At 45.1% G+C, this 25,390-nt stretch carries 22 protein-coding genes and 1 pseudogene; 12 read left to right on the top strand and 11 right to left on the bottom strand.

All coding sequences use genetic code 11. The features are described 5' to 3' along the window. The first annotated feature begins 87 nt into the window (after positions 1–87). The 5 genes from CWO08_RS05170 (at position 88) to CWO08_RS05150 (ending at position 6,451) form a co-directional block, all read left to right on the top strand. Positions 88–1,980, top strand: a complete 1,893-nt coding sequence (locus tag CWO08_RS05170) for an extracellular solute-binding protein (RefSeq protein WP_108020022.1) — start codon at positions 88–90, stop codon at positions 1,978–1,980. A 12-nt stretch (positions 1,981–1,992) separates the two neighbouring features. After that, on the top strand, positions 1,993–3,081 hold the full coding sequence (locus tag CWO08_RS05165; RefSeq protein WP_004730359.1) for a microcin C ABC transporter permease YejB: 1,089 nt from the start codon (positions 1,993–1,995) through the stop codon (positions 3,079–3,081). Positions 3,082–3,112: 31 nt separating this feature from the next. Further along, the gene (locus CWO08_RS05160) at positions 3,113–4,135 is read left to right on the top strand and encodes an ABC transporter permease (protein ID WP_048608646.1); all 1,023 of its coding nucleotides are present in this window, start codon (positions 3,113–3,115) and stop codon (positions 4,133–4,135) included. 9 nt (positions 4,136–4,144) lie between these two features. Then, on the top strand, positions 4,145–5,797 hold the full coding sequence (yejF, locus tag CWO08_RS05155) for a microcin C ABC transporter ATP-binding protein YejF (RefSeq protein ID WP_108020021.1): 1,653 nt from the start codon (positions 4,145–4,147) through the stop codon (positions 5,795–5,797). A gap of 117 nt (positions 5,798–5,914) precedes the next feature. Next, the gene (locus CWO08_RS05150; RefSeq protein WP_102431246.1) at positions 5,915–6,451 is read left to right on the top strand and encodes an RNA-binding S4 domain-containing protein; all 537 of its coding nucleotides are present in this window, start codon (positions 5,915–5,917) and stop codon (positions 6,449–6,451) included. Between the two features lie 164 nt (positions 6,452–6,615). On the opposite strand, the gene CWO08_RS05145 is transcribed toward CWO08_RS05150, so the two are convergent. Beyond that, a complete protein-coding gene (locus CWO08_RS05145) occupies positions 6,616–7,506 on the bottom strand; it encodes a LysR family transcriptional regulator (protein ID WP_108020020.1) in 891 nt (296 codons plus the stop codon). A gap of 105 nt (positions 7,507–7,611) precedes the next feature. Here CWO08_RS05145 and CWO08_RS05140 point away from each other — a divergent pair, with 105 nt between their 5' ends. Then, positions 7,612–8,574, top strand: coding sequence for a nitrilase family protein (locus CWO08_RS05140; RefSeq protein ID WP_102431244.1), 963 nt, complete (start codon positions 7,612–7,614; stop codon positions 8,572–8,574). A 158-nt stretch (positions 8,575–8,732) separates the two neighbouring features. Here the strand turns inward: CWO08_RS05140 and CWO08_RS05135 are convergent, their stop codons facing one another. The 10 genes from CWO08_RS05135 to CWO08_RS05085 all read right to left on the bottom strand — a co-directional run bounded on the left by CWO08_RS05135 (position 8,733) and on the right by CWO08_RS05085 (position 17,233). Continuing rightward, a complete protein-coding gene (locus CWO08_RS05135; protein ID WP_048660327.1) occupies positions 8,733–9,176 on the bottom strand; it encodes a F0F1 ATP synthase subunit epsilon in 444 nt (147 codons plus the stop codon). A 14-nt stretch (positions 9,177–9,190) separates the two neighbouring features. Continuing rightward, positions 9,191–10,576 carry a F0F1 ATP synthase subunit beta gene (gene atpD, locus CWO08_RS05130; RefSeq protein ID WP_019820615.1) on the bottom strand — a complete coding sequence of 462 codons (1,386 nt, stop codon included), beginning with the start codon at positions 10,574–10,576 and terminating at the stop codon, positions 9,191–9,193. Between the two features lie 44 nt (positions 10,577–10,620). Then, positions 10,621–11,490 (bottom strand): F0F1 ATP synthase subunit gamma, encoded by an 870-nt coding sequence (gene atpG, locus CWO08_RS05125; protein ID WP_102431243.1) that lies wholly within the window; start codon positions 11,488–11,490, stop codon positions 10,621–10,623. A 46-nt stretch (positions 11,491–11,536) separates the two neighbouring features. Beyond that, a complete protein-coding gene (gene atpA / locus CWO08_RS05120; protein WP_108020019.1) occupies positions 11,537–13,078 on the bottom strand; it encodes a F0F1 ATP synthase subunit alpha in 1,542 nt (513 codons plus the stop codon). Positions 13,079–13,087: 9 nt separating this feature from the next. Continuing rightward, positions 13,088–13,639 carry a F0F1 ATP synthase subunit delta gene (locus CWO08_RS05115; RefSeq protein WP_048608584.1) on the bottom strand — a complete coding sequence of 184 codons (552 nt, stop codon included), beginning with the start codon at positions 13,637–13,639 and terminating at the stop codon, positions 13,088–13,090. Between the two features lie 11 nt (positions 13,640–13,650). After that, positions 13,651–14,121 (bottom strand): F0F1 ATP synthase subunit B, encoded by a 471-nt coding sequence (locus CWO08_RS05110; protein ID WP_017060839.1) that lies wholly within the window; start codon positions 14,119–14,121, stop codon positions 13,651–13,653. A 54-nt stretch (positions 14,122–14,175) separates the two neighbouring features. Next, positions 14,176–14,412, bottom strand: a complete 237-nt coding sequence (gene atpE / locus CWO08_RS05105; RefSeq protein ID WP_004730405.1) for a F0F1 ATP synthase subunit C — start codon at positions 14,410–14,412, stop codon at positions 14,176–14,178. A gap of 45 nt (positions 14,413–14,457) precedes the next feature. Continuing rightward, the gene (gene atpB, locus CWO08_RS05100) at positions 14,458–15,228 is read right to left on the bottom strand and encodes a F0F1 ATP synthase subunit A (RefSeq protein ID WP_102479435.1); all 771 of its coding nucleotides are present in this window, start codon (positions 15,226–15,228) and stop codon (positions 14,458–14,460) included. Between the two features lies 1 nt (position 15,229). Beyond that, on the bottom strand, positions 15,230–15,631 hold the full coding sequence (locus tag CWO08_RS05095) for an ATP synthase subunit I (protein WP_048608582.1): 402 nt from the start codon (positions 15,629–15,631) through the stop codon (positions 15,230–15,232). A gap of 720 nt (positions 15,632–16,351) precedes the next feature. Next, positions 16,352–17,233 carry a LysR family transcriptional regulator gene (locus tag CWO08_RS05085; protein WP_048608581.1) on the bottom strand — a complete coding sequence of 294 codons (882 nt, stop codon included), beginning with the start codon at positions 17,231–17,233 and terminating at the stop codon, positions 16,352–16,354. A 157-nt stretch (positions 17,234–17,390) separates the two neighbouring features. Here CWO08_RS05085 and CWO08_RS05080 point away from each other — a divergent pair, with 157 nt between their 5' ends. The 6 genes and pseudogenes from CWO08_RS05080 (at position 17,391) to CWO08_RS05050 (ending at position 25,212) form a co-directional block, all read left to right on the top strand. Next, on the top strand, positions 17,391–17,789 hold the full coding sequence (locus CWO08_RS05080; RefSeq protein ID WP_004730412.1) for a RidA family protein: 399 nt from the start codon (positions 17,391–17,393) through the stop codon (positions 17,787–17,789). 199 nt (positions 17,790–17,988) lie between these two features. Continuing rightward, positions 17,989–19,449, top strand: a complete 1,461-nt coding sequence (locus tag CWO08_RS05075) for an aldehyde dehydrogenase family protein (protein ID WP_048668871.1) — start codon at positions 17,989–17,991, stop codon at positions 19,447–19,449. Between the two features lie 182 nt (positions 19,450–19,631). After that, on the top strand, positions 19,632–20,627 hold the full coding sequence (locus CWO08_RS05070; RefSeq protein ID WP_108020018.1) for a membrane dipeptidase: 996 nt from the start codon (positions 19,632–19,634) through the stop codon (positions 20,625–20,627). A 230-nt stretch (positions 20,628–20,857) separates the two neighbouring features. Next, entirely contained in the window at positions 20,858–22,453 is a 1,596-nt protein-coding gene (locus CWO08_RS05060; RefSeq protein WP_108020017.1) for a BCCT family transporter, read from the top strand. Between the two features lie 223 nt (positions 22,454–22,676). Further along, a pseudogene (locus tag CWO08_RS05055) lies at positions 22,677–24,478 on the top strand (hypothetical protein). Continuing rightward, on the top strand, positions 24,475–25,212 hold the full coding sequence (locus tag CWO08_RS05050; RefSeq protein WP_048660319.1) for a DUF3726 domain-containing protein: 738 nt from the start codon (positions 24,475–24,477) through the stop codon (positions 25,210–25,212). The pseudogene CWO08_RS05055 and the gene CWO08_RS05050 overlap by 4 nt, the downstream one beginning before the upstream one ends. The last annotated feature ends 178 nt before the right edge of the window (positions 25,213–25,390 follow it).

Genomic DNA, 25,390 nt, shown 5'->3' with positions numbered 1-25,390 from the left:
TGAACCTATACTTGTTTTAGCGGTGTGCATTCAAAGCCGATTAATCAAGTTGAATATCGAATTCATAACATTTGAAGGGAGAGTCAAATGGGAACAGTTTTCCTAAGCAAAGCCTCGCAGCGCACTCAGTTTTTCAGGTTAAATTTAACTTCATGTGCAGTCATGCTGCCGCTTATTGCTCTATATCCCTCCGTTACACAAGCTTCTGATACCGAAACACCTGCCGTCACCGTAATTGAGACCACTCAACTGGTTGGTTTTGGTGAAGCGAAATATCCAGTCGATTTCACTCACTTTGATTACGTTAATCCCGATGCGCCAAAACTAGGCAAAGTGACCTATGGAAGCATTGGCACCTACGATAGCTTTAATCGATTCGGTTCTCGCGGCGTTGCTGCAAGTTATACCGGAGAGATTTACGATACCTTGATGTTTTCTCCGAGCGACGAGATCGATGCCTATTATCCATTGATCGCCTCAAAGGTTCGCTACGCCAGTGACTTCACTTGGATGGAAATCGATATCAATCCAAAAGCTAAGTTTAATGATGGCGAGCCTATTACGGCTCATGATGTGGCATTCACCTTTAATAAGTTTTCAACCGAGGGTGTGCCTCAATACCGTGTCTATTACAAAGAAATTAAGTCAGTCACCGCGGTTTCTGATTTAGTGGTACGTATTGAGATGGAGAAGCCAAACCGCGAGAAGTTGTTTAGCTTTGCCCAAAGCACTCGTGTATTGCCAGAGCATTATTGGAAAGACAAGAAGCTATCTGAACCTCTAAGTGAACCGCCGGTAGGAAGCGGCCCTTATAAGATCATCAGCTACAAATCTGGTCAAAGCGTGACTTACGGTTTAGATGAAAATTACTGGGCAGCCGACCTGCCTGTTAACGTCGGTCGTAATAACTTCAAAGAAGTACAATACGATTACTACCGTGACGACACAGTAATGCTAGAAGCCTTCAAAGCAGGGGAGTTCGATCTTCGAACCGAAAACTCAGCTAAGTTTTGGGCCAATTCATACACGGGCGCGAACTTCGATAAAGGCTACATCATCAAAGAAGAGATCAACCATGAGAAGCCAGAAACGACGCAAGGCTTCGTCTTCAACATTCAATCTCCTGTGTTCTCTGATCCTAAAGTTCGTGAAGCGTTAACCTACGCGATGGACTTTGAGTGGATGAATAAGAACATGTTCTACGGTCAGTACAAGCGAACTCGTAGTTATTTCCAAAACACCGACTATGAGGCGAAAGGCTTACCAAGCGAAGCTGAAGTAGCGTTGCTGTCTCAGTACAAAGATCAGATTCCTCCGCGAGTGTTTACCGAAGAATTCCAGCCTCCAGTCACCGATGGTAGCGGCCGTATTCGTAGCCAAATGCGTACAGCTTTCAAATTATTGAAGGAAGCGGGTTGGGTTCTGAAAGACAAAGTGATGACCAACGAAAAGACTGGCAAGCCGATGTCGTTTGAGTTGCTGATTTACAGTCCAACCACGGAGCGTATCGCAACACCTGTTCAGAAGAACTTGAAGCGCATGGGTATCGAGATGAAGATCCGTACCATCGATACGACTCAGTATATCAAGCGTCTTCGTGATCGTGATTTCGACATGGTGTCTTCGTCATTTTCTGCCAACCCTTATCCTAGCCCGAACTTAATGATTGTTTGGAACTCTAACTACATTGATTCTACTTACAATACTGCAGGTGTAATGGATCCAGTGGTTGACGCGTTAACAGAACAAATCGCGAGCAACCAACAGAATCCTGAAAAGCTTCTTACTTTAGGTCGTTCACTAGACCGAGTATTACAGTGGAACTTCTACAACATCCCGCAATGGCACGTTGGCGAGTACCGCGTAGCAATGTGGGACAAGTTTGAGCGTCCGGATGTATTGCCTAAATACGATTTAGGCATTGATACATGGTGGATTTCAGAAGAGAAGGCGGCATTGCTTCCTGAAAAACGTCGCTAGGAGTTAGTTAGCATGGCCGCGTATATATTTCGGCGTTTACTATTGGTGATCCCCACGCTGTGGGCGATCATCACCATCAACTTTTTCATCATTCAGATTGCGCCCGGAGGCCCAGTAGAGCAAGCCGTTGCTCAATTAGAAGGGCACAACTCTGGCATCATGGAACGCTTTTCTGGTGGTGGACAAGAAGTTGATTTGAGCGAAAGTGATCAAGCGTCTGCCAGTGGCTATAAAGGCTCACGAGGGCTTGATCCGGAAGTGGTTGAAGAGATCAAAAAGCAGTTTGGTTTTGATAAGCCGATTCATGTTCGCTACTTCGACATGTTGAAAAATTACGCGACCTTTAACTTTGGTGAAAGCCTGTTTAAGGGCGGTAACGTGATTGATTTGATCATTGAGCGTTTACCTGTCTCCATTTCCTTGGGGTTGTGGAGTACGTTAATCATCTATGTGATTTCGATACCCTTAGGCATTATGAAGGCGATACATCACGGTTCTCGCTTTGATATTTGGTCGAGTGCGGTAGTGATTGTCGGTTATGCGGTGCCGGGCTTCCTATTTGCAATAATCCTGATTATTTTGTTCGCGAGTGGTAACTACTTCAGTTGGTTCCCATTGCGTGGCTTGGTGTCGAGTAACTTTGATCAGCTCAACTGGTATCAACAAATTGGCGACTACTTTTGGCACTTAGCCTTACCTATTTTTGCGATGGTCATCGGCGGCTTTGCCACACTCAGTATGCTGACCAAAAACTCCTTCCTTGATGAAATCAATAAGCAATATGTGGTGACCGCAAGAGCGAAAGGTTTGGACGAGAGCAGTATTCTATACAAGCACGTTTTCCGTAACGCGATGTTGATCATTATTGCCGGTTTCCCAAGCGCGTTTATTAGTATTTTCTTCACGGGTTCTATGTTGATTGAAGTGATGTTCTCACTCGAAGGTATCGGTCTGCTTGGTTTTGAATCGACCATTCAACGCGACTATCCCGTGGTGTTCAGCTCTCTCTATATCATGACCTTACTTGGCTTGGTGCTGAGCATTATCTCCGACCTGACGTATACCTGGGTTGATCCTCGAATTGATTTTGAAGCGCGTTAATGGCGAACGAATAACAAGGTATTGATAATAAATGTTTAACAACCCTTTAGCTGAAGCTCGTTGGTTACGTTTTAAAGCAAACAAGCGTGGTTTTATCTCCCTTTGGATATTTACCATTTTGTTTGGACTGAGCCTGTTCGCTGAGATCATCGCTAACGATAAGCCTTTATTGGTTTCTTATGATAATCAGTGGTTTGTGCCTGTTATCAATGAATATGCCGAGACTGAGTTTGGTGGCGAGTTTGAAACTGAAGCCGACTACAAAGACCCGTATGTTATCGAACTCATTGAAGACAGCGGTTACATCGTGTGGCCAATCATTCCGTTTAGCTACGACACGATAAACTTCGATATTTCAGGTGCGGTGCCATCTGAACCTGATTCTGTGAATTGGCTCGGAACCGATGATAAAGGGCGAGATGTATTAGCTCGCATCATTTATGGGTTCCGTATTTCCGTTTTATTTGGTTTTATTCTGACGATTGTATCGAGCGTGATAGGTGTCGTCGTTGGGGCAACCCAAGGCTATTACGGTGGTTGGGTTGATCTATTCGGACAACGCTTCATTGAAGTGTGGTCTGGTATGCCGACCCTGTTCTTGTTGATCATTCTGTCGAGTTTTATAGAGCCGAACTTCTGGTGGCTGCTCGGAATTATGGTGCTGTTCAGTTGGATGAGTTTAGTAGGTATCGTACGAGCGGAATTTTTACGCTGTCGAAACTTTGATTATGTGCGCGCCGCGCAGGCTATGGGCGTTGATGATAAACGCATTATGCTTCGTCACATGCTACCCAACGCGATGGTTGCATCGTTAACCATGATGCCATTTATTCTTTCTGGCTCAGTGACCACATTAACCTCATTAGACTTCTTGGGCTTTGGTCTTCCTGCAGGTTCGCCTTCGTTAGGTGAGCTATTGGCGCAAGGTAAAGCGAACTTACAAGCGCCTTGGCTTGGTATCTCTGCTTTCGTCGTACTTTCACTGATGCTCACGTTACTGGTCTTCGTTGGTGAAGCGGTACGTGATGCCTTCGACCCACATCAACAGAAGTAAGGATAGGTTATGACTTCAAATACAGTTCCTACTTCAGGGTCAACAGCAGAGGCTGCTAATGCATCTCCAGTTCTGACCATAGATAAACTGTCTGTCGGTTTCGGGCGAAAAAACTCGATAGAACAAGTGACACAAGATGTCTCTTTAGAAATATACAAAGGTGAAACGCTCGCGCTAGTGGGTGAGAGTGGTTCCGGTAAATCGGTCACGGCTAATTCGATTTTAAAGCTGTTACCTAAAGGCTCGTCCCACTACCTAAACGGTAAGATCAATTTCTCTGGCACCGATATTCTGAGTTGTTCAGAAAGGCAATTGCGCGGGATTCGTGGTGGTCGCATTGGGATGATCTTCCAAGAACCTATGGTTTCGCTTAATCCACTTCATCGAGTCGGAAAACAATTGGTTGAAACCCTCGCCATTCACCGAGGTATGCGAACCAACAAAGCGCAAGCCTTGGCGATAGAGTGGCTTTCAAAGGTGGGTATTCGTTACCCAGAGCAAAAAATTTCAGCCTATCCACATGAGTTGTCTGGTGGAGAGCGCCAACGCGTGATGATCGCAATGGCACTGATCAACGAACCTGAGCTGCTTATAGCTGATGAGCCAACAACGGCATTGGATGTATCGGTACAAGCGCAGATCCTTGACCTTCTAAAAGACCTGCAGCAAGAACTTGGCATGGCGATGCTGTTTATCACCCACGATTTGAGTATTGTTCGTAAGATTGCCGATAGGGTTGCGGTAATGAAAGATGGTCGCTTAGTTGAAAGTAACGATTGCCAAACGCTGTTTAACGCACCATCTCACCCTTACACTCAAAAGCTTATCAACTCAGATCCGAAAGGCTTGCCTGTCCCTGTATCACCAAAAATCAAACCTCTGCTTGATGTTAACCAATTGCGTGTTTGGTTCCCGATTACTGGTGGCTTATTCAAGCGTACGATTTCGCATGTTAAAGCGGTCACTGATATGGAGTTCACCTTGAAGAAAGGACACTCCATCGGCCTCGTCGGTGAGAGTGGTTCGGGCAAATCGACAACGGGTATGGCGATATTGAAGCTGGTAGAAAGTGAGGGTTCAATTACCTACGCTGACGAACAAATTCAAGGCTTAAATCGACAACAGATGTTGCCGTTTCGAAGCCGTATGCAAGTGGTGTTTCAAGATCCGTTTTCGGCATTGAACCCAAGGATGTCAGTTGCTCAAGTGATTGGCGAAGGTTTGTTAGTGCATCAACAATTGGATGAGAGCGAACTCGACCAACGTATCTGTGACGTTATGAAAGAGGTCGACCTAGACCCTGAGACTCGCCACCGTTACCCAAACGAGTTTTCTGGCGGACAAAGGCAGCGTATTGCAATTGCGCGCGCTCTGATTTTAAAGCCAGAGTTTATCTTGTTAGATGAACCGACGTCGTCACTCGACAGAACGGTTCAAGCTCAAGTGTTGGATTTGCTGAAGTCACTTCAAGAAAAGTATGGCCTGACCTATTTGTTTATTAGCCATGATTTGAATGTCGTGAAATCCCTCTGTCATTACACCATCGTGATGAAAGCGGGTGAGGTGATAGAGAAGGGCGACACTGAGACTTTGTTTGGTAATCCGCAACATGAATATACCAAGCAGTTGGTGAATCTCTCGAACGTTGGTGGTGCTCTATAGCGTAGGTATTAGCACTAAAGCAAATGATGCCCTGATCAATTCAACATGGTCATTTAGTTGTATTAAGATTACACTGCGACCAATATTCCAGAAGTACATATTTAGGTAGAGGTCACCATGGACCAAGAACATTACGAAGACGCTGATTACGAAGGCCAAGAGCTGGGCGAAGAAGGCGAAGAGATTGAAATTGAAGCCATTGGTATTGATGTTTCATCACAGCCAATTGAGCTCTACAAAGTGTTTAAAATTGCTAACCTAGTGAGTGGTGGCGGTGAAGCTAAACACATCATCTCTGAAGGATACGTAGCGGTAAATGGTGAGCTGGAAACGCGTAAGCGTCGTAAAATGTACGATGGCGACTTCTTTGAATTCAACCAAGAATACTATGTAGTGGTGTGTGATCAGCCAGTACAAGAAGAATCAGACAAGCCGAAAAAGAAAGAAGCGCCTAAAAAAGATAACAAGGCGAAGAAAGGTCAGTCTAAAAAGGATTCTAAGAAGAAAGAGTCTAAGAAAAGCAAAGCTGAAATGCTAAGCGCAAAGGCTGAACCAAAGAAAGAGAAAAAAGAGAAGAAACCGAAAAAGAAAGCGGATACGCCTAAGCCAACACGTGACGATAAAAGCGGCCGTAATTCGATTGAATTCTTCTAAACTATAGTTCTAAGCGACGGCTCTAAACTGCTTTTCTAAAACGAATCTTTTAAAACTATTCGTTTGAACATCAAGCAACGTTAGACCTCGGTTTTACGTTAAGCAGATATCAAAAGGCTCACTAGTTAGTGAGCCTTTTTTGTTGGTGTAATTTAGCTTCCGGCCTAATTTTCTTTTTGATTAGCCACAAACTCCACAAACTCCACAAACCTATCCCTGAGTGGATTTTCACTCTTCCCATTCCATATCAACCCCACTGGCCAAGTGGCGTATTCACCTTCTAACGCAATGAATTCCACATCGGTGTTACTAATGAACTGAGCACTGTTAGGAACAATGGTGAAGCCGATATTGGCAGAAACCAAGGCAAGCAGGGTGAGAATATCATCGGCTTCTTGCGTTTTTGATAAGTCGATTTTATTCGCAAGACAATATTGTTGAATCTGTCTGTCTAATCCGGGGCCACGATGTTGGGTCAGCTTTAGATAAGGCCATTTCGATAACTCAGAGACGACGAGATTTTTGCTTGGCGCTTGCTTGAGAAGATCTTTGTGTATCGCGACCACAAGTGAATCATTGAACAGCGTTAGGCTTTCTAAATCCGATGATTCTGGTATCCGATTGAAGCTGATATCGAGATCATGGCTCAATAACTCATCTGTTTGTTGCTTGGAAGGTGTGTCATTTAAGGTGACATGAACGTCTGAGTACCGTTGTTTATAAGCTGCAATAAGCTTGGGTGCTTTATGATAAGTAGACACGCCAAAGCCAATGTTCAAATGTCCCTGAGTCCCGTTCACCACAGAGCCTGACAGCTGCTCAAACGCTTGCATTGAATGAACCAAACGTTGGGCTTCTGCCAGTAACGTTTTTCCTGCGTGCGTGAGCTCTGCGCCATTCCTGCCACGAGAAAACAGAGATGCCCCAATGTTGGATTCAAGTCGTTGAATCTTTTTAGTGAGTGCCGATTGAGTGATGTAGAGCTGCTCTGACGCCAAACGGTAATTTCCCGATTTAGCGAGCTGACAAAATGCCTTCAGTAGATCAAATTCCATTCCAAATGCTCATTGAATTGAGAATATGTTTCATTATATGGAATTGAATTGATTTTTTATACTAGGTTCATACCAATCAGATAAAGCAAAGCTTGAGGACGAATCATGAAGAAAGACATCAAAGTAGCGTCGGTTCAATTTAACCACCACGCAGGTGATAAGGCGTATAACTTATCCATTATAGAGCAATATGTTCAAAAGGCTGCGGACAGTGGCGTGGAGATCGTCAGTTTTCCTGAGATGTGCATCACTGGCTACTGGCATGTGTCTGCTTTATCTCGCGATGAAATTGAAGTGCTAGCGGAACCTGTACCGAGCGGTGAATCCACTCAAAAGTTAGTTTCACTGGCAACGCAATTTGGCATGAGCGTTGGCGCGGGCTTGATAGAGCAGGGTACTGATGGCGAGTTATACAACAGCTACGTATTCGCCATGCCAAATGGAGAAGTTCAGAAACATCGAAAACTGCACACCTTTGTTAGCTCTCACATGAGCAGCGGAGACCAATACACGGTGTTCGATACGCCGCATGGTTGCAAAGTTGGTATCTTGATTTGTTGGGATAACAACTTGGTCGAAAATGTCAGGATCACTGCTTTGAAAGGGGCCGATATATTGATTGCGCCACACCAAACGGGCGGTTGTCATTCACGAAGCCCGAATGCGATGAAGCGTATTGACCCAGAGTTATGGTTTAACCGAGATGAAAACCTAGATGCGATTCGTGCTGAAATGCAGGGCAAGAATGGCCGCGAGTGGTTAATGCGTTGGTTGCCTGCAAGAGCGCACGACAACGGTATGTTTGTTGTGTTTAGTAATGGTGTCGGCGTTGATATGGATGAAGTAAGAACAGGCAATGCGATGGTCCTCAGCCCTTATGGTGAAATCATTGCTGAGACCGATAGTGTTGATAACGATATGGTGATTGCTGAGCTAAAAGCAGAAGAGTTAGACATGTGTACTGGTAGACGCTGGATTCGTGGCCGTAAGCCAGAGTTATATCATTCACTCACACAACCTCTTGGTCATGAACTTGATCCGCACCAAGCGCGTTTTGCTGAGAAATAATGGTGTAAACGTTGGTGGAAAAGGATGTACTAGGGACGGTTGAAAGGGAGGGGAAGCTGGAAAGGAGAGGAGGGTTCCTGATGTAGTCTACCCACTTAAATCATGTTTAAGTGGGTAGACTATTTACACATCAAGCATCAAACGTCTGAGTTCTATTCTCAGTGTCGAGTGCGAGAAGAAGTCAGTTCTGATGCGCGAAGCTGAGCAACGGCTTTCGCCAATTCAAGCTGAGCTTGTGCGAAGTTAATGTCTATGTTGCCCTTGTTGATGTTCTCTAGAGCCGCATATTTCGCCTCTTCTGCACGAGCGCGGTCAATGTCTTTACCATGCAAGGCAGTGTCGGCTAACACCGTAACCACATCCGGTTGAACTTCCAGCATCCCACCAGAGACATACAGCACTTGGCCTTCTGATTTAGGGTCCGTGACAAACACGGTTACGCCCGGTTTGATCTTACTGAGAAGCGGAGAGTGACCGGGGCGAATCCCCAGTTCACCGTCAGCGCCAGAAACAGCTAGGGCATACGCTGGACCTGAAAACAGCGTACCTTCCGCACTTACAATATTAAGTTGAAATGTATTATCTGTGATTCCGATAGCCATTGTGCACCTACCTGTTAGAGTGATTTCGCTTTGTTAAGCACTTCGTCGATAGAACCACAGTACAAGAACGCTTGCTCTGGGATATCGTCATATTCACCGCTTAACAGGCCTTTAAAGCCTCTTAGTGTTTCGCTTAGCGGTACAAAGACACCTTTCTGACCAGTAAACACTTCGGCTACGTGGTAAGGCTGAGTTAAGAAACGTTCAATCTTACGAGCGCGAGATACGGTCTGTTTGTCTTCAGTAGACAGCTCATCCATACCAAGAATCGCGATGATGTCTTTTAGCTCTTTGTAGCGTTGCAGTGTTGTTTGTACTTTTTGTGCAATGTCGTAGTGCTCTTGGCCAACCACAAGTGGGTCTAACTGGCGAGAGGTTGAATCCAATGGATCAATCGCAGGGTAGAGGCCCAATGCCGCGATATTACGAGACAGTACAACGGTCGCATCTAAGTGAGCAAAGGTTGTTGCTGGTGATGGATCGGTCAAGTCATCTGCAGGTACGTATACCGCTTGGATAGACGTGATAGAGCCTTGTCTAGTTGAAGTGATACGCTCTTGAAGCACGCCCATCTCTTCAGCTAGTGTTGGTTGGTAACCTACTGCTGAAGGCATACGACCTAGCAGAGCTGATACCTCAGTCCCGGCAAGTGTGTAACGATAAATGTTATCAATGAACAACAGTACATCACGACCTTCATCACGGAAGCGCTCAGCCATAGTCAGGCCCGTAAGTGCTACACGTAGACGGTTTCCCGGTGGCTCGTTCATTTGGCCGTAAACCATGGCTACTTTGTCTAGTACACCCGCTTCTTTCATCTCGTAGTAGAAGTCGTTACCTTCACGAGTACGCTCACCTACACCGGTAAATACAGAAAGACCTGAGTGGGCTTTGGCGATGTTGTTGATAAGCTCCATCATGTTGACGGTTTTACCTACACCAGCACCACCGAACAGACCAATTTTACCACCCTTAGCGAATGGGCAGATAAGGTCGATTACCTTAACGCCTGTTTCTAAAAGCTCAGTGCTGTTTGCTTGTTCTTCATAAGAAGGGGCTTCACGGTGAATCTCGTAGTTCTCTTTCTGACCGATTTCACCACACTCATCGATAGGTTGACCAAGCACGTTCATGATACGGCCTAATGTTTCTTCACCCACAGGAACCGTGATTGGAGAGCCTGTGTTTTCAACCGTTAGGCCACGACGTAAGCCATCTGAAGTACCCATTGCAATACAACGAACGATATTGCTACCCAGTTGTTGCTGTACTTCCAATACTAACGAGCTTGCTTCGTCGCTAGTCACTTTCAATGCATCATAAACGCGTGGGCTGTTGCCGCCGCTGAACTCGACGTCAACCACCGCGCCGATTACTTTAACTATTTTTCCAACACTCATTCTTAAATCCTCAAATTCTGTTCTTAACCCAGTTTTTTCTAGCCCTAGACAGCTTGGGCACCTGAGACTATTTCACTCAGCTCTTGGGTAATGGCAGCCTGACGCGCCTTGTTGTAGACCAACTGCAAGTCATCAATGAGTTGGCCTGCGTTATCAGTCGCCGCTTTCATAGCGACCATTCGGGCTGCTTGCTCACAGGCAATGCTCTCAACAATGCCTTGATACACTTGCGATTCGATGTATCGATGTAACAGTTCTGAGAGTATGTCTTTGGGTGCTTGCTCATAGATGTAGTCCCAACGACGTGCTTTTTTAGGCTCACTACCTTCCCCTGTGTCTGAAGGGTGGGGGAGCAACTGCAAGGTCGTTGGCGCTTGAACCATGGTGTTGACGAACTGGTTGTAAACGAGATACAAGCTATCGATCTTGCCTTCGTTGTAATGCCCCAGCATCGCGTTCACCGTACCTAAGATGTCTTCTAACTTAGGTGTGTCGCCAAGACCTGACGTTTGTGCAATAACGTTGCCGCCGCGGTGGAAGAACGAGATAGCCTTAGATCCCACTAAGGTTGTTTCTACCTCGACTCCCTTGGTGCGCCATTGCTCCATTTCTTCTAACACTTTCTTGAACAAGTTTGAGTTCAAGCCACCACACAAGCCGCGATCGGACGAGATAATGATGTAAGCAACACGCTTAGGTTCACGCTGTTGCAGGTAAGGGTGCTGGTATTCCAGCGAACCCGATGCAACATGAGAGATAACTTTTCGCATGTTCTCGGCGTAGGGGCGAGTTAGCGTCATGTTGTCTTGAACCTTGCGCATCTTACTTGCTGCAACCATTTCCATTGCGCTAGTGATTTTCTGAGTGTTACTAACACTGGCTATCTTGGTGCGAATTTCTTTAGTACTTGCCATAATCTGCTCCTATTTGTTTTGATTTCCAGCTAACAAACCGGAGCACTTACCAAGCTTTCATCCCAACAAAACCTTCTAGGATCTCTTTAAGAGCGCCGTCGATTTCGTCGTTGTAATCGCCTGTCGCGTTGATTTTTTCGAATAGCGCAGGGTTTTGACCTTTGGCGTAAGCAATCAGTTCTTCTTCAAAACGGGCAATGTTGCTTAGTTCAACACCGACCAAGTAACCTTTCTCTGCTGCGTAAATAACCGTTGCTTGCTCAGCGACTGACATTGGAGAGTATTGTTTTTGCTTCATTAACTCGGTAACACGCTCACCATGGTCTAGCTGTTTGCGCGTCATCTCATCTAAGTCAGAAGAGAACTGAGCAAAGGCCGCCAGCTCGCGGTATTGAGCTAATGAAGTACGGATACCACCAGACAGTTTCTTGATGATCTTGCATTGCGCCGCACCACCCACACGAGATACCGAGATACCTGGGTCGACTGCAGGACGTAAGCCTGAGTTAAACAATTGGGTTTGAAGGAAAACCTGACCGTCGGTGATTGAGATTACGTTGGTTGGTACAAACGCTGATACGTCACCCGCTTGAGTTTCAATGATCGGAAGCGCCGTTAATGAGCCTGTTTGGCCTTTCACTTCACCGTTAGTGAACTTCTCTACATACTCTGCATTCACTCGTGCTGCACGTTCTAGTAGGCGTGAGTGAAGGTAGAATACGTCGCCAGGGAAGGCTTCACGCCCCGGTGGGCGTTTCAATAGCAATGAGATTTGACGGTAAGCAACGGCTTGTTTTGATAGGTCATCATAGATGATCAGTGCATCTTCACCGCGGTCACGGAAGTATTCACCCATGGTGCAACCCGCATAAGGGGCTAGGTATTGAAGCGCTGCAGACTCTGATGCTGATGCCACGACTACGATGGTGTTTTTAAGCGCATCGTGGTCTTCGAGTTTACGAACCACGTTAGCGATAGTGGAGGCTTTTTGGCCAATCGCTACATACACACATTTGATGCCAGAATCTTTCTGATTGATGATCGCATCGATAGCTAACGCTGTTTTACCCGTCTGACGGTCACCGATGATAAGTTCACGTTGACCACGACCGATTGGCACCATGGTATCAACCGCTTTGTAGCCAGTTTGAATAGGTTGATCAACAGACTTACGTTCGATTACACCGGGTGCAATCACTTCTACAGGGTCGAGTCGGTCACAACTCACTGGGCCTTTGCCATCGATTGGCTCGCCTAATGTGTTCACGACACGGCCAAGAAGTCCGTTACCTACAGGTACTTCTAAGATACGACCTGTACCTTTCACTTTCATACCTTCAAAGAGGTCAGTGTAGGGGCCCATAACCACCGCACCTACTGAATGGGTATCGAGGTTAAGTGCGAGTGCGTATTTGCCACCTGGTAGCTCAATCATCTCACCTTGCATAACATCAGCAAGGCCATTGATTGTGATGATGCCATCACGAACCGATACGATAGTGCCTTCGTTGCGAGCCTCGGTGCTCACATTAAATTTCGAGATGCGTTCTTTGATTAGATCGCTGATTTCATTTGAGTTTAATTGCATAATTGTTACCTATCTCGCGTGAAGTTGATGAGCCAATCGGTCAATTGATGTGTTTAAAGAACCATCGATAACGGTTTCACCCGCCTTGATGACCATTCCACCCACTAACGTGTCATCAATAACCTGCTTCATTTCAACCTGACGCTCTAATTTCTTCTCAAGTGCAGCTGTTAATGACGTAACTTGATCTTGTGTCAGCATTTCTGAACTGGTGACAGTGACAGGCACTACACGTTCATGTTCGTCCTTTAGCTCGCAGAACAATTCAAACAGATCTCTTACAACAGATAGACGGCCGTTCTCGGCCAAGACTCGAATAAGATTAATGACGTGGTCATCAACGAGTCCTTGGCAAATATGAATGATGAGGTTTGCCAGCTCTTCTGTTTGGTGTGTAGAAGCCCCTTCAGCTGAAGAAATCTGACTAGCGATCGTTTCTTCTTCCGCGACAGCCACAAGAATGGACAGCATTGAGTGCCACTCTTGTAACTGGTTTTCACCTAAAGCAAATTCAAACGATGCTTTGGCGTAGGGATGAGCAATATTGGTGTAATCTGACATATTGCCTCTCCTTAGAGTTCGCTAATCATTTGGTCAACTAGCGCTCGGTTCGTTGCGGAATCTAGGTTTTTGCTAATCAGTTTCTGTGCACTTTGAATCACTGCATCTGCCATATCCGCCTGAAGTTCACGGCGTATCTTTTGGCGTTCGCCTTCTAGCTCAGCTCTACCTTGTTCTAAGATGCGTGCCTTTTCTTGCTCGGCTTCTTGTTGCGCTAAGCTGATGATTTCGTTACGGCGTTTTCGGCCTTGCTCAACCAGTTCAGTCACATCTTTTCTTGCATCTTCGATGAGTTGCGCGCCATTTGATTTTGCTAGTTCTAGCTCTTTCGCAGCGTTCTCTGAGTGGCGTAAACCATCAGCGATTTCTTTTTGGCGCTCGTCTAACATCGCGGTGAGAGGGGGCCATACATATTTCATGCACAGCCAAACAAAAATCACGAATGAGATTGCTTGTCCAAACATGCTTGCATTTAAGTTCATACCTTCCTCACTAAATCTTGATTATGTATAAATCGATCTTTCAAAGCGGTTTGATTAAGCCACGGCGAAGATGATGTATAGACCGATACCAACACCGATCATCGGTACTGCATCCACAAGACCCATCATGATGAAGAATTGAGTACGAAGCATTGGAGTAAGGTCTGGTTGACGCGCAACACCTTCAAGGTATTTACCTGCTAAGTTACCAATACCAGATGCTGCACCTGCTGCACCTAAACCGATCAGTAATGCACCTGCTACATATAAAACTGCGCTTACGATATCCATTTGTATCTCCGAAAATAATTTGTTAGTTAATTTTTTAGTTATTAATTAGTGGTGTTCTTCTGTTGCCATTCCTAAATAAACAACGGTCAGTACCATAAATATAAATGCTTGTAAGAATACGATTAATATGTGGAATAAGGCCCAAGGTACACTCAGTGCCCACTGCATCCACCAAGGCATTAGTGCAATAAGGATGAATATCATCTCGCCTGCATACATATTTCCGAATAATCGTAAGCCTAGTGATATTGGCTTTGAAATTAATGTTATTAATTCAAGAACTAAGTTAACAGGATATAAAAGAGGGTTATCAAATGGCTGAGTAGTTAGCTCTTTGATAAAGCCTTTCAAACCTTTATTTTTAAATGTATAGGTTAACAGTAGAATAAACACACCGAGTGCCATCGACATTGGTATATTTACGTCTGCCGTTGGTAGGTCTCTAAAGTGCTCTAGACCCACAGATCGAGTTAACCCCGGGATTAAATCAATGGGTAATAGGTCGACTGCATTCATTAACAGCACCCAAACAAAAGTGGTTAATGCCAGTGGTCCTATTAATTTATCTTCCGCTTGAAAAATCTCTTTGACGAGATTATTGACGAAGTCAAAGACAAGCTCGATAAAACATTGAAAACGACCTGGAACGCCGCTAGTGCCACGAGTGGCTACATACCGAAATGCACCGATGAAAAGTAAACCTGTAATCCAAGATACCAACATCGAGTCAATGTTAAACGCCCAGAAACCATCACCTGTAGTTAAGAAGGTTAAGTGATGCTCTATGTATTCGTGAGCGGTAGTTACTTGATCCATACTACGCGTACTCCGATCTATTAGAGGCGGTAATAAACGGTGTTAAGAAGTATCCAACCATAGTAAAGATGTACGCATATAATATTACTGGGTTATCCAATTTGAAAAACTGGAACGCCAAGATAAACATTAAAAACGTATATGTTATTTTTACGACACGACTCATTTGCATTAAGTCACGTAAACTATAATTAGGATTCTTACGCACCTTTAGGCTTGCATATATAAATCCAAACAGCGGTGGCAACATCGCAATTACGATGCCCAAAGCTGATGATTCCATATCTACTTTATTACCAAAAAACACTTCATATAAAACTACACCGATGGCTAATACTATTTGGCAGAGAACAACTCTTTTAGCGGCAACAAGGATGTCGCTACTAATCCCATTAAGCCTCATAATAAAACCTTATGTTAAACAGTGTAAGTTAATATAAAACACAGTTTAAATTTAACTTGTTACTACATTTCACTTGTTAATAACACTTGATTTGCTTTAAAGAAAAACCCTTGCTGGTTTTATATCTCCTGACGAAATTAAACGAATTAAGCTAATTCGCTATCGTTTCGACAAAATATAAATTACGCCTAAAATTATGTGATCAAAACGACAAATATCGACATCAATAATTCCATTTTTGAAAGATATATTTTTCATTTATGAAAGTAATAGTTTTATTACTTTATTCATGAATATTTAAGATGCTTTATCCTCATGAAAAAGAGGGGCTTTTTAGGAGGGTTCAGCGAGCGAAATTATCAATTTATGATCTTATCAATTAAGACTATTCAAACACTTAGGTTCATTTTCAAGTTGAACTGCGAAGTGTGGTTTTGGCCATGGTTACGCTTGTTTGAGCCAATGATGGAAGAGCTCTTTGTTCTGGGAAATTAAACGTACGTCGCTCCTTATCAATAAGCGAATAATTTTTATATTGTTGTCAGCTTGTCACTATTTGCGTGCGAGAGAGTGAAAATTCAGCGCCTAAATGTTGATGATATAGGAGTGAAGTGGGGGGATTGGGTTTATGAGAAGCATGGTGCAGAGAAGAAACACCGAGTTTTGAGGAAGTAAATGGCAGCAAAACGCTGCCTAATTTACTTAATCTAGGCTCAGTTATTACTCTTCATAACTGAGGTATTGAATACATAAGTCATGGAAAGCCTGTGCTTGTGGTGAGATCGTACGATCAGACAATCTGAAAATACCAATTTGTCGTTGCAAGGGCGGGTCAATTAACGGAATCCACACCAAGCGGGTTTCATTCGTTGGGAAAGCCAGCTTAGGTAGCGTGGTCACGCCTATCCCGAGCTCTAACACCGAAAACAGCGAGGTAATGTTCTCGACTGAGTATAGGGCTTGTTCGCTGAGCATGCGCGCAGGCGTTGGGTCTAGTAGGGTGCAAGTCCCGTTGCGAATGAAGGGCTGTTTTAACAAAGTTTGCCATTCGATTCCTTCCCGTTGAGAGGCAATAGGGTTGTCTTTGAGGCACACCACACCGATAGGATCAGAAAGTAAAGGCGTGAAGTCGATGCTCTCTTCTTCTAAATGGGAGCTATTGCCGAGGGCAACATCCACCTCGCCAGAGAGTAACCTTGCTTCTACACCTGCCGCATTATCATCAATCAAACTCACTTCTACATTAGGGTACTGCTCACAAAAAGCCCCTAAAACACTGGGGATTAGTTTTGCGGCTACCGAAGGCACGCTCGCTATTCGAACTCTTCCTTGTTGTCCTGCTGCCGCTGCGCGTAGGTCATTATCTAATGCTTTGTAAACATTCAGAAATTGAATGATCTTGGGCAAGCATATTTCTCCAAAAGGCGTCAGGGTTGATTTGTTGCCTGTTTCAAACAGTGGCTGACCAAGTATTTTTTCTAGCTCCTTTATCGACGTAGAAAGTGCCGCTTGCGAGCGATTGGCGCGGTGAGATGCTGCTCGAAATCCGCCTTCTTCGACCACTAAAACAAAATGTTTTAACTGTTGTAGCTTAATACTCATGGCACTGATCCTTCTCTAGCCCTTGCTATACCTTACTTTTCACAAGGTGATAGATTTTATTTATCAAATGCACAAAATTTACCGTTAGATTTATCATTCGTCAAGGTGCAGTATTTAACCATCTTGAAACATAGTTGTTACAAAGTTGGATGGAATCGTGAACGCACAAACTAAAAAACACCCAGTAAAAACCGAGCTTTTCGCCTCAAAAGCACCACTAGAGTGGGCAATCGTTAATAACGGCACTCTATACACAGCGCAGATTCCAATTGATGAAACTGGCGCAGTAGTAGAGGGCGGTATTGAAGCGCAAACGCGTCAGACTTTTAACAACCTTGTTCATACATTGGAGTGTGCTGGCGAATCTATGGATTCAGTGCTGCAAGTTCTGATCTACGTGACAGACCGTGAATACCTAAAAACGGTAAACAGCGTATACGGAGAATACTTCAATGCACCTTATCCAAACCGTGCTGCGGTCGTCGTTGCAGGGTTAGCAAGAGAAGAAATGTTGGTTGAGTTCGTGGTTTATGCATCAGCATCTCAACCTGAATAATTCGACTGTGAACTAAGGCTATTTGCGGATCAAAACTCTTTTGAATTAAAGCGGTTTATTGATACAAGCGATCGGGTTCACTTCAGATACAAAATGTACGACTTATTTTAGCAATTAATTACCTGAATATTAACAGTTTATTAATTAACCAAATGGTTGCCAGACTCAACCGCAACCTAACCGTTACAAGGACAGAATGATGACTCAATTACAGAATGTTCAAGCAGAAAGCGCACTTTACATTGGCGGCGAATGGCAAGCTGGTGTAAGCACCGTTGCGAACATTAACCCATCAGATATTTCTGAAAACATCGGTAACTTTGCACAAGCAAGCGCAGAGCAAGTTCAACAAGCGATTTCAGCGGCAAAACACGCTCAACCAGAGTGGGAAAAAACGCCGATTGAACGCAAGCAAGCGGTACTTCAAGCGATTGGTGATGAGCTGATTGCACGTTGTGATGAACTAGGCACACTACTTTCGCGTGAAGAGGGTAAGCCTTTTGCTGAAGGTCGTGGTGAGATTTACCGTGCAGGACAGTTCTTCCAATACTTTGCGGCTGAAGTGCTTCGTCAAATTGGTGACAACGCGGACTCAGTACGCCCTGGCGTTTCTGTTGAAGTGACTCGTGAAGCGGTTGGTGTTATCGGCATCATCTCTCCTTGGAACTTCCCGACAGCAACGGCTGCTTGGAAAATCGCTCCAGCACTGGCTTTCGGTAACAGCGTTATCTGGAAACCAGCAAACCTAACACCAGCAAGTGCGGTTGCGCTTACTGAGATTATCCACCGTCAAGGTATCCCTGCAGGTACGTTCAACCTTGTTTTGGGTAGCGGTTCAACTGTGGGTGATGCACTGATCAACTCTAAAGAAGTGAACGGTGTGAGCTTTACTGGTTCGGTTGATACGGGTCGTAAAGTGGCAGCCGCTACCGCACCAAACTTCGTTCGTTGCCAACTAGAAATGGGCAGTAAGAACGCACTTGTGGTTGCTGACGATGCTGATATCCAAACAGCAGTTGATGCAACTATCGCAGGTTCATTCTCTGGCGCAGGTCAAAAATGTACAGCATCTTCTCGTCTAGTGGTTATGGACGGCATTCACGACCAATACGTTGAAGCACTGATTAAGCGTATGAGCGAGCTGAAAGTGGGTCACGCACTAGAAGAAGGCGTGTTCATGGGGCCGGTAGTTGACGGTAACCAACTTGAAGCAAACCTAGGCTGGGTTGAGAAAGCGCGTCAAAGCGGCGGTGAGCTGGCATTTGGTGGTGAACGCTTGAGCATGCAACACGAAGGTTTTTACATGTCTCCAACGCTGTTCTTAAACACTAAGAACGATTGGGAAGTGAACCAAGAGGAAGTGTTCGCACCAATGGCAAGCGTGATTCGTGTGGCTGACCTAGAAGAAGCTATCGCGACGACCAACGATACTCGCTTTGGTCTAACAGGCGGCATCATTACTCAGAGCCTACGTACTAGCGCAATGTTCAAGCAACAAGCGCAAACAGGTTGTGTGATGGTGAACCTACCAACAGCAGGCACGGATTACCACGTACCGTTTGGCGGCCGTAAAGAGTCTAGCTTCGGTCCTCGTGAGCAAGGTCAATACGCGAAAGAGTTCTACACAGTGGTTAAGACGGCTTACCAGCGTCCTTACTAGATAGATCTCTATTAATTGACGTTCTATTAATGAAAAGTGGCCTGATTCACAGAGTCAGGCCAACATTCAAACCAAAACAGCAAACGAACTTAGACAAGTGATTTAACCCATTTTTGAAAACATGTTACTTGAGCGTGTTTTCAAAACCGAGCTAGAACACTGAGCTTTCAATAGGAGTGGTTATGTACCAGCAACGGATTGTTATAGATGGATTGCAATACTGCAATTGGAATAGAGAATACTTCCAAACACTAAAGGCGAGCGGCATTACAGCAGTTCACGCTACCGCGGTTTACCATGAGACAGCTCGTGAAACCTTATCTCGCTTTGCAGAGTGGAACTTAAGATTCGAGCAGAACGCAGACCTTATTATGCCGATTCACTCAATGGCTGATGTTGAGACTGCAAAAGCGACCGGTAAAGTCGGTATTTTCCTTGGTGCTCAAAACTGTTCTCCAATCGACGATGAGATCGGTCTTATCGAAGTGATGCGTAAGCAAGGTCTTTTGATCATGCAACTGACGTACAACAACCAGAGCTTACTGGCGACAGGTTGCTACGAGAAGAACGACACTGGTATTACTCGCTTTGGTAAACAAGCCATCGAAGAGATGAACCGAGTGGGCATGATCATCGATATGTCTCACAGTGCCGAGCGCTCAACACTTGAAGCGATTGACTTGTCTTCTCGTCCTATTTGTATCAGTCACGCGAACCCGACGTTCGCTCATGATGCATTACGAAACAAATCAAACGATGTGATTAAAGCCCTAACCGCACGCGGTGGCTTAATCGGATTCAGCTTATACCCATTCCACCTACCAAATGGCAGCCAATGTAAATTGGAAGACTTTTGCCAGATGGTTGCGACTACCGCTGACATGGTCGGCGTAGAGCACCTTGGTATTGGCAGTGACCTATGCTTAAACCAACCTCAAGCCGTTCTTGAGTGGATGAGAAATGGTCGTTGGTCTAAAGCTATGGACTACGGTGAAGGCTCTGCGAACAACTCAGGTTGGCCAGATGCGTTGCCTTGGTTCTGTGGTAGTGCGGGTATGGAAAATATTTATAACGGATTGATGCGTCATGGTTTCAGCGAGCCTGAAGCTGGGCAAGTCTTGGGAGAAAACTGGTTTAACTTCTTGAAAGATGGCCTAGAGCCTAAAACCAAGGGTTAACGATTTCTCGCAAGCCATCATCGAATTAGCAGCCTTCTAACAAACGTTCAATTAGCAAGTGCTGCTTAAACCAATTTCACTATTCAAAAGGAACAACGGTCTATTTCGCAACGCGGTAACCCAAACATGGATTAGCCTGCCCAACACAAAAAACAATAGGGCAGGTGTTAAATACACCCTTGTAGTCATCATTCAAATGACAGCTGCAAAGAAACCTCTGGAGTCAGAGTATGTCTGATTTAACCAATAGCGTGAAATCTTCAAGCTTAAATGCGGGTCAAGCACACACAACAAGCAACACAAACGGGTCTGAGTCTACATCAGATAAATTAGGTCTATCCAACCCAGCACTTTGGTACAGCGGCGGCTTTATCGCTCTGTTCGTGGCACTTGCTCTATTTGATGGCGAGCTGTTATCAAGCCTAGTAAACGCTGGCTTTGCATGGTCTGTTAAAGTATTCGGTCCTTACTGGCAAATGCTTCTTCTTCTGACTTTTCTTATTGGTCTTGGCCTTGCGGCAGGGCGAACAGGCAAGGTTATCCTAGGCGGCATCGCTAAACCTGAAATGGATGGTTTCCGTTGGATGGCGATCATCTTCTGTACGCTACTGGCAGGCGGCGGCGTATTTTGGGCAGCAGCAGAGCCTATTGCTCACTACGTTAGCCCACCACCATTGTACGGCGCACAAGAAAACGCACAGCAAGGCGCGGTGAATGCGTTATCGCAATCCTTCATGCACTGGGGTTTCTTAGCATGGACTATCGTCGGCAGCTTAACGTCTATCGTGGTTATGCACCTTCACTACGACAAAGGCTTGCCGCTTAAACCTCGTATTTTGCTTTACCCAGTATTGGGTGAGCGTGCACTGAAAGGCCACACAGGCGCATTGATTGATGCATGTTGTATTGTCGCAGTAGCGGCGGGCACCATTGGTCCTATCGGCTTCTTAGGCTTGCAAGTGAGCTACGCACTGAACGCACTGTTTGATATTCCAGATGGTTTCACAACACAGCTGATTATCATTCTGTTCGCTATCGTTTTATACACATTATCGGCATTAAGTGGTCTTAACCGCGGGATGCAAATGCTAAGCCGTTACAACGTAATTTTGGCAATGGCATTGATGGTCTACATCCTGATCTTTGGTCCAACGAACTTTATCTTCAATGGCTACATTCAAGGTGTAGGCAGCATGATTGATAACTTCATCCCAATGGCGACTTACCGTGGTGACGAAGGTTGGTTGAGCTGGTGGACAGTATTCTTCTGGGGCTGGTTTCTAGGTTACGGCCCAATGATGGCAATCTTCATCGCTCGTATCTCACGCGGTCGTAGTATACGCCAATTGGTATCAACCATTAGCCTTATCGCACCGTTTGTTACTTGCTTCTGGTTCACGATTGTTGGTGGCTCTGGTCTTGCGTTCGAAATCGCAGATCCGGGTAGCGTAAGTAAGGCATTTGAAGGCTTTAACTTACCAGGCGCACTACTAGCTGTGACTCAGCAATTACCAATGCCAATGCTGATATCTATTTTGTTCTTGATCTTAACAACGATCTTCATCGTAACGACTGGTGACTCAATGACTTACACCATCAGTGTAGTTATCAGTGGTGAGACAGAACCCAATGCAATTATTCGTACCTTCTGGGGTGTGATGATGGGGGTAACAGCGTTAATTCTGATTTCCCTAGGTTCTGGCGGTATTTCAGCGCTGCAATCCTTCATTGTTATCACCGCGGTACCGGTTTCCTTAATCTTGCTGCCATCACTTTGGAACGCGCCTCAAATCGCAATCAAGATGGCAAAAGAGCAGGGGCTGTAATAATAAGGCTCTGTAAGAAACTGATTAAATAAGAACAAATCAGCCTTTGAAAGAAGGCTGATGCAAAATTCCGAAAGGAACAAAAAACCGTACTGGTGAAGATACATCGGGCGGCACGTATTTAGGTCAATTGATCTAGTCAGGACAAAATAATAAGGGGTGAGCTCGCTTGCCCCAAATAACGTGAAAGCTAACCAACACACTGTAAAAACGAATGCTTCAAATGATGGCAACGATCGGTTCTGAATGGCTAGCAAAATCCTATAACTATAAGGTGGTGAGCAAATGGATGCACATCGTTCTACCTACACTGAATCAGCACTACGTGACGCGACTGTCGTCATGGCACCGGAAAGGCTAGGTGCAATGCACCAAACACGTATCAGCTTCGTTAGAACTCTGATTCGTAAAATGGCTCAGCAAGAATGGAAAGTGACGAAACATGAGTGGCAATTAGACGCTCAAGGTTTTGGTCATGTTATCTATAAGCTTGCGACGCCAAACCATGTTTATCATTTGGTTGTTTTCTGCGATGAGATTGCAGATGACGAACGAAATGACCGTGTAATTGCTGAAAAGTGGGACGTAACGTTTGCGCTTGTTCTTGGTGATGTTGATGTCGCCCTACTTGAAAGACTTCGTGCGAACGTACCGCTTCAAGAAGCAGGCCGTAATCCAAATAACGTGCTTGTGTTGGCGCGTGCAAACAAAAGTGTACGTGTGTTTGAACACATCGTGAGTCACTTGGCTAAAGGTGTTCAACCAACGCCAAAAGAGCTGGCTGAAGTGGGTTACATCCTGCGAACGACAGCGGTATACGGTAATGGCAAATTTGGCATTGCTGACTTTAAAATCTTAGAGAAAAATGAAGATTTTAATCAGTCGTTTAGTGCGCAAATGTGTGCGGTTTATATGCTGCGTGAGTTCAGCCTAGATTGGGTTCATTACCTAGCCGAGCAACAGGGCGGTGAGCAAGCGATTACCTTGCATAGAGGATTACAGCGTTACCTTGGTGTTGGTAATGCGACTGGTTTAGGCATGGCGCCATACCTTATTAACCACCCGAGTATTGTCGATCAGTGGATGACAACACGTGAGCATGCATTGGCTGACGTGTTAGCTAGTCACACGGATACAGCACTGATTGAACCGTTACGCGCTTTGATGAACAAAGCTGTGTGTCATTTAGAACAAGTCGTTACCATCAATGAAAACCAGCAAGAGTTGAACAAAGTAGCGGTTGATGAATTAAAACACGCAGAGCAATCGCTAGAAGTGTTTGTCAGCCAATGTGATACGTGGGCGCAGTTAGTTGAACAATCTAAGCACATGAGTATGGAAGCCCAAGAAATCCTTATCTCATGCTTGATGGAATTGTACCCAGAATTAGTGGACGCCCATCAAGAGCAAATGAATTGCAGCGAAACACTGTCGCTTCCAAGTGGTAAAAAGATTCAAGACCTTTTGGTTGTGTTAGAAGAAAAGTACCGTTGGGCTATCACGACCGACTTTACTAAAGCCGAAAACAACTACTGGTTCTGGTACCGCTCTCAAGATAAAGAAGAACCAAGACTCGGTGTTCGAGGTGAAGAGCTAGGCGAAGAGCGTGAACTGCCGTTGGATATAGGCCGTCAAGCTTACCGTTTGTACCATGCTTTATTGCAGTTTGCGCCAGAGCTTTCATTGGCTGAGTTTCTTGTTAAGCAGCCACAGCATCGTGCTATTGCACGTCGTGTATGGACGCTGGGCAACAAAGCGATGGGCGACATTCAAATGAATGTGCTGCACCAAGATTCGCCACCAATGCACTTACTGCGTTGCAAGCTTGCGATGTTCGGTGCGACTAAGTTTGATCCTCGCTCAGACCGTTGGGTACGAGTGACGTTTTTCCAAGGTGCGCCACTGCTTGATGAAATTCATCAGGACGAATGGGTGTTCCCAGTATTACCTAGTGAAGCGGAGCTCGCTGATTCACAAAAAGCTACTACACATATCAATGCTCAACATGGAGGTAAATCGTTATGATCGTTTCTCACAATGAACTGGTAGCGGCCGTCAATAAAGCCTTTCTGGGTATGCGCCGTACATGTGGTGAAGCCGATGTGATAGCGAACATGGTGGCAGATTTACAAATGGTGGGGTTGGATGGTGTTCGTCATTTTAACAATGCGAGCAACTTCATTGGGTTAGAAGACGATTGCCCAGTGGACATTCAAGTGCTTAGTGATAACACGGTTGAAGTTGACCTGCACAAGGCAAGTTTAGCGTGCCACCTACCTGTGGTGATGGATTACGCGATTGAAAAAATGGTCGGCAAGAAGACGCTGAAAATTGAGTTAAACAACTGTCATAACCGCTGGCTAGCGTACAGCGAGCTTGTGAAACTGGCGGCGAAGGGCATCGCGTGTACTGCACGTTGGGATAATGGCTCCAACCCTAAGAGCACTTTGTATGTGCTTAACCGTGGTTGCGTTGCACCAGAATTGTTTTTATCAGATTTGCCTCTGGCATCGGACGATCATATCCACAATATGACCATCGAGCTTTCCGTCCAGGATTTCGATATCGAACGTTTGTCAGATGGCTACCAAACACACATTGAATCGGAAGCGCTTTTTAAAACTCAAGAGAAGGCGTGGAACGAGGGCATTGAAGTTGACGATGGAGAGTGGGGCGCGTTGAAAGAAACGGCCACGGCGATCCTTGTTGAAAACAGCCAACGTTCAATTCAAGGTGCAGGTGAGCTAGAAGCTTCTTAGCTTTATTTTATAGAGCTTTAGTTTATAGATATTTAGCTTATAGAAACTGAGCCTATAAATCCTGAGCTTATTGAATTTATAAACCTCATTTACAACAGATAAAACCAAAGAGCTTAACGTATCCTCACCTCGTTAAGCTCTTTTTATTTGTGTTCTACTTTTGTTCTTCCTCTCAATA

Source organism: Vibrio sp. 10N.286.48.B8, assembly GCF_003050085.1.
Classification (GTDB): Bacteria; Pseudomonadota; Gammaproteobacteria; order Enterobacterales; family Vibrionaceae; genus Vibrio; species Vibrio crassostreae.
Note: the sequence above shows the minus strand (reverse complement) of the source record. Positions and strands in the feature narration are given on the sequence as shown.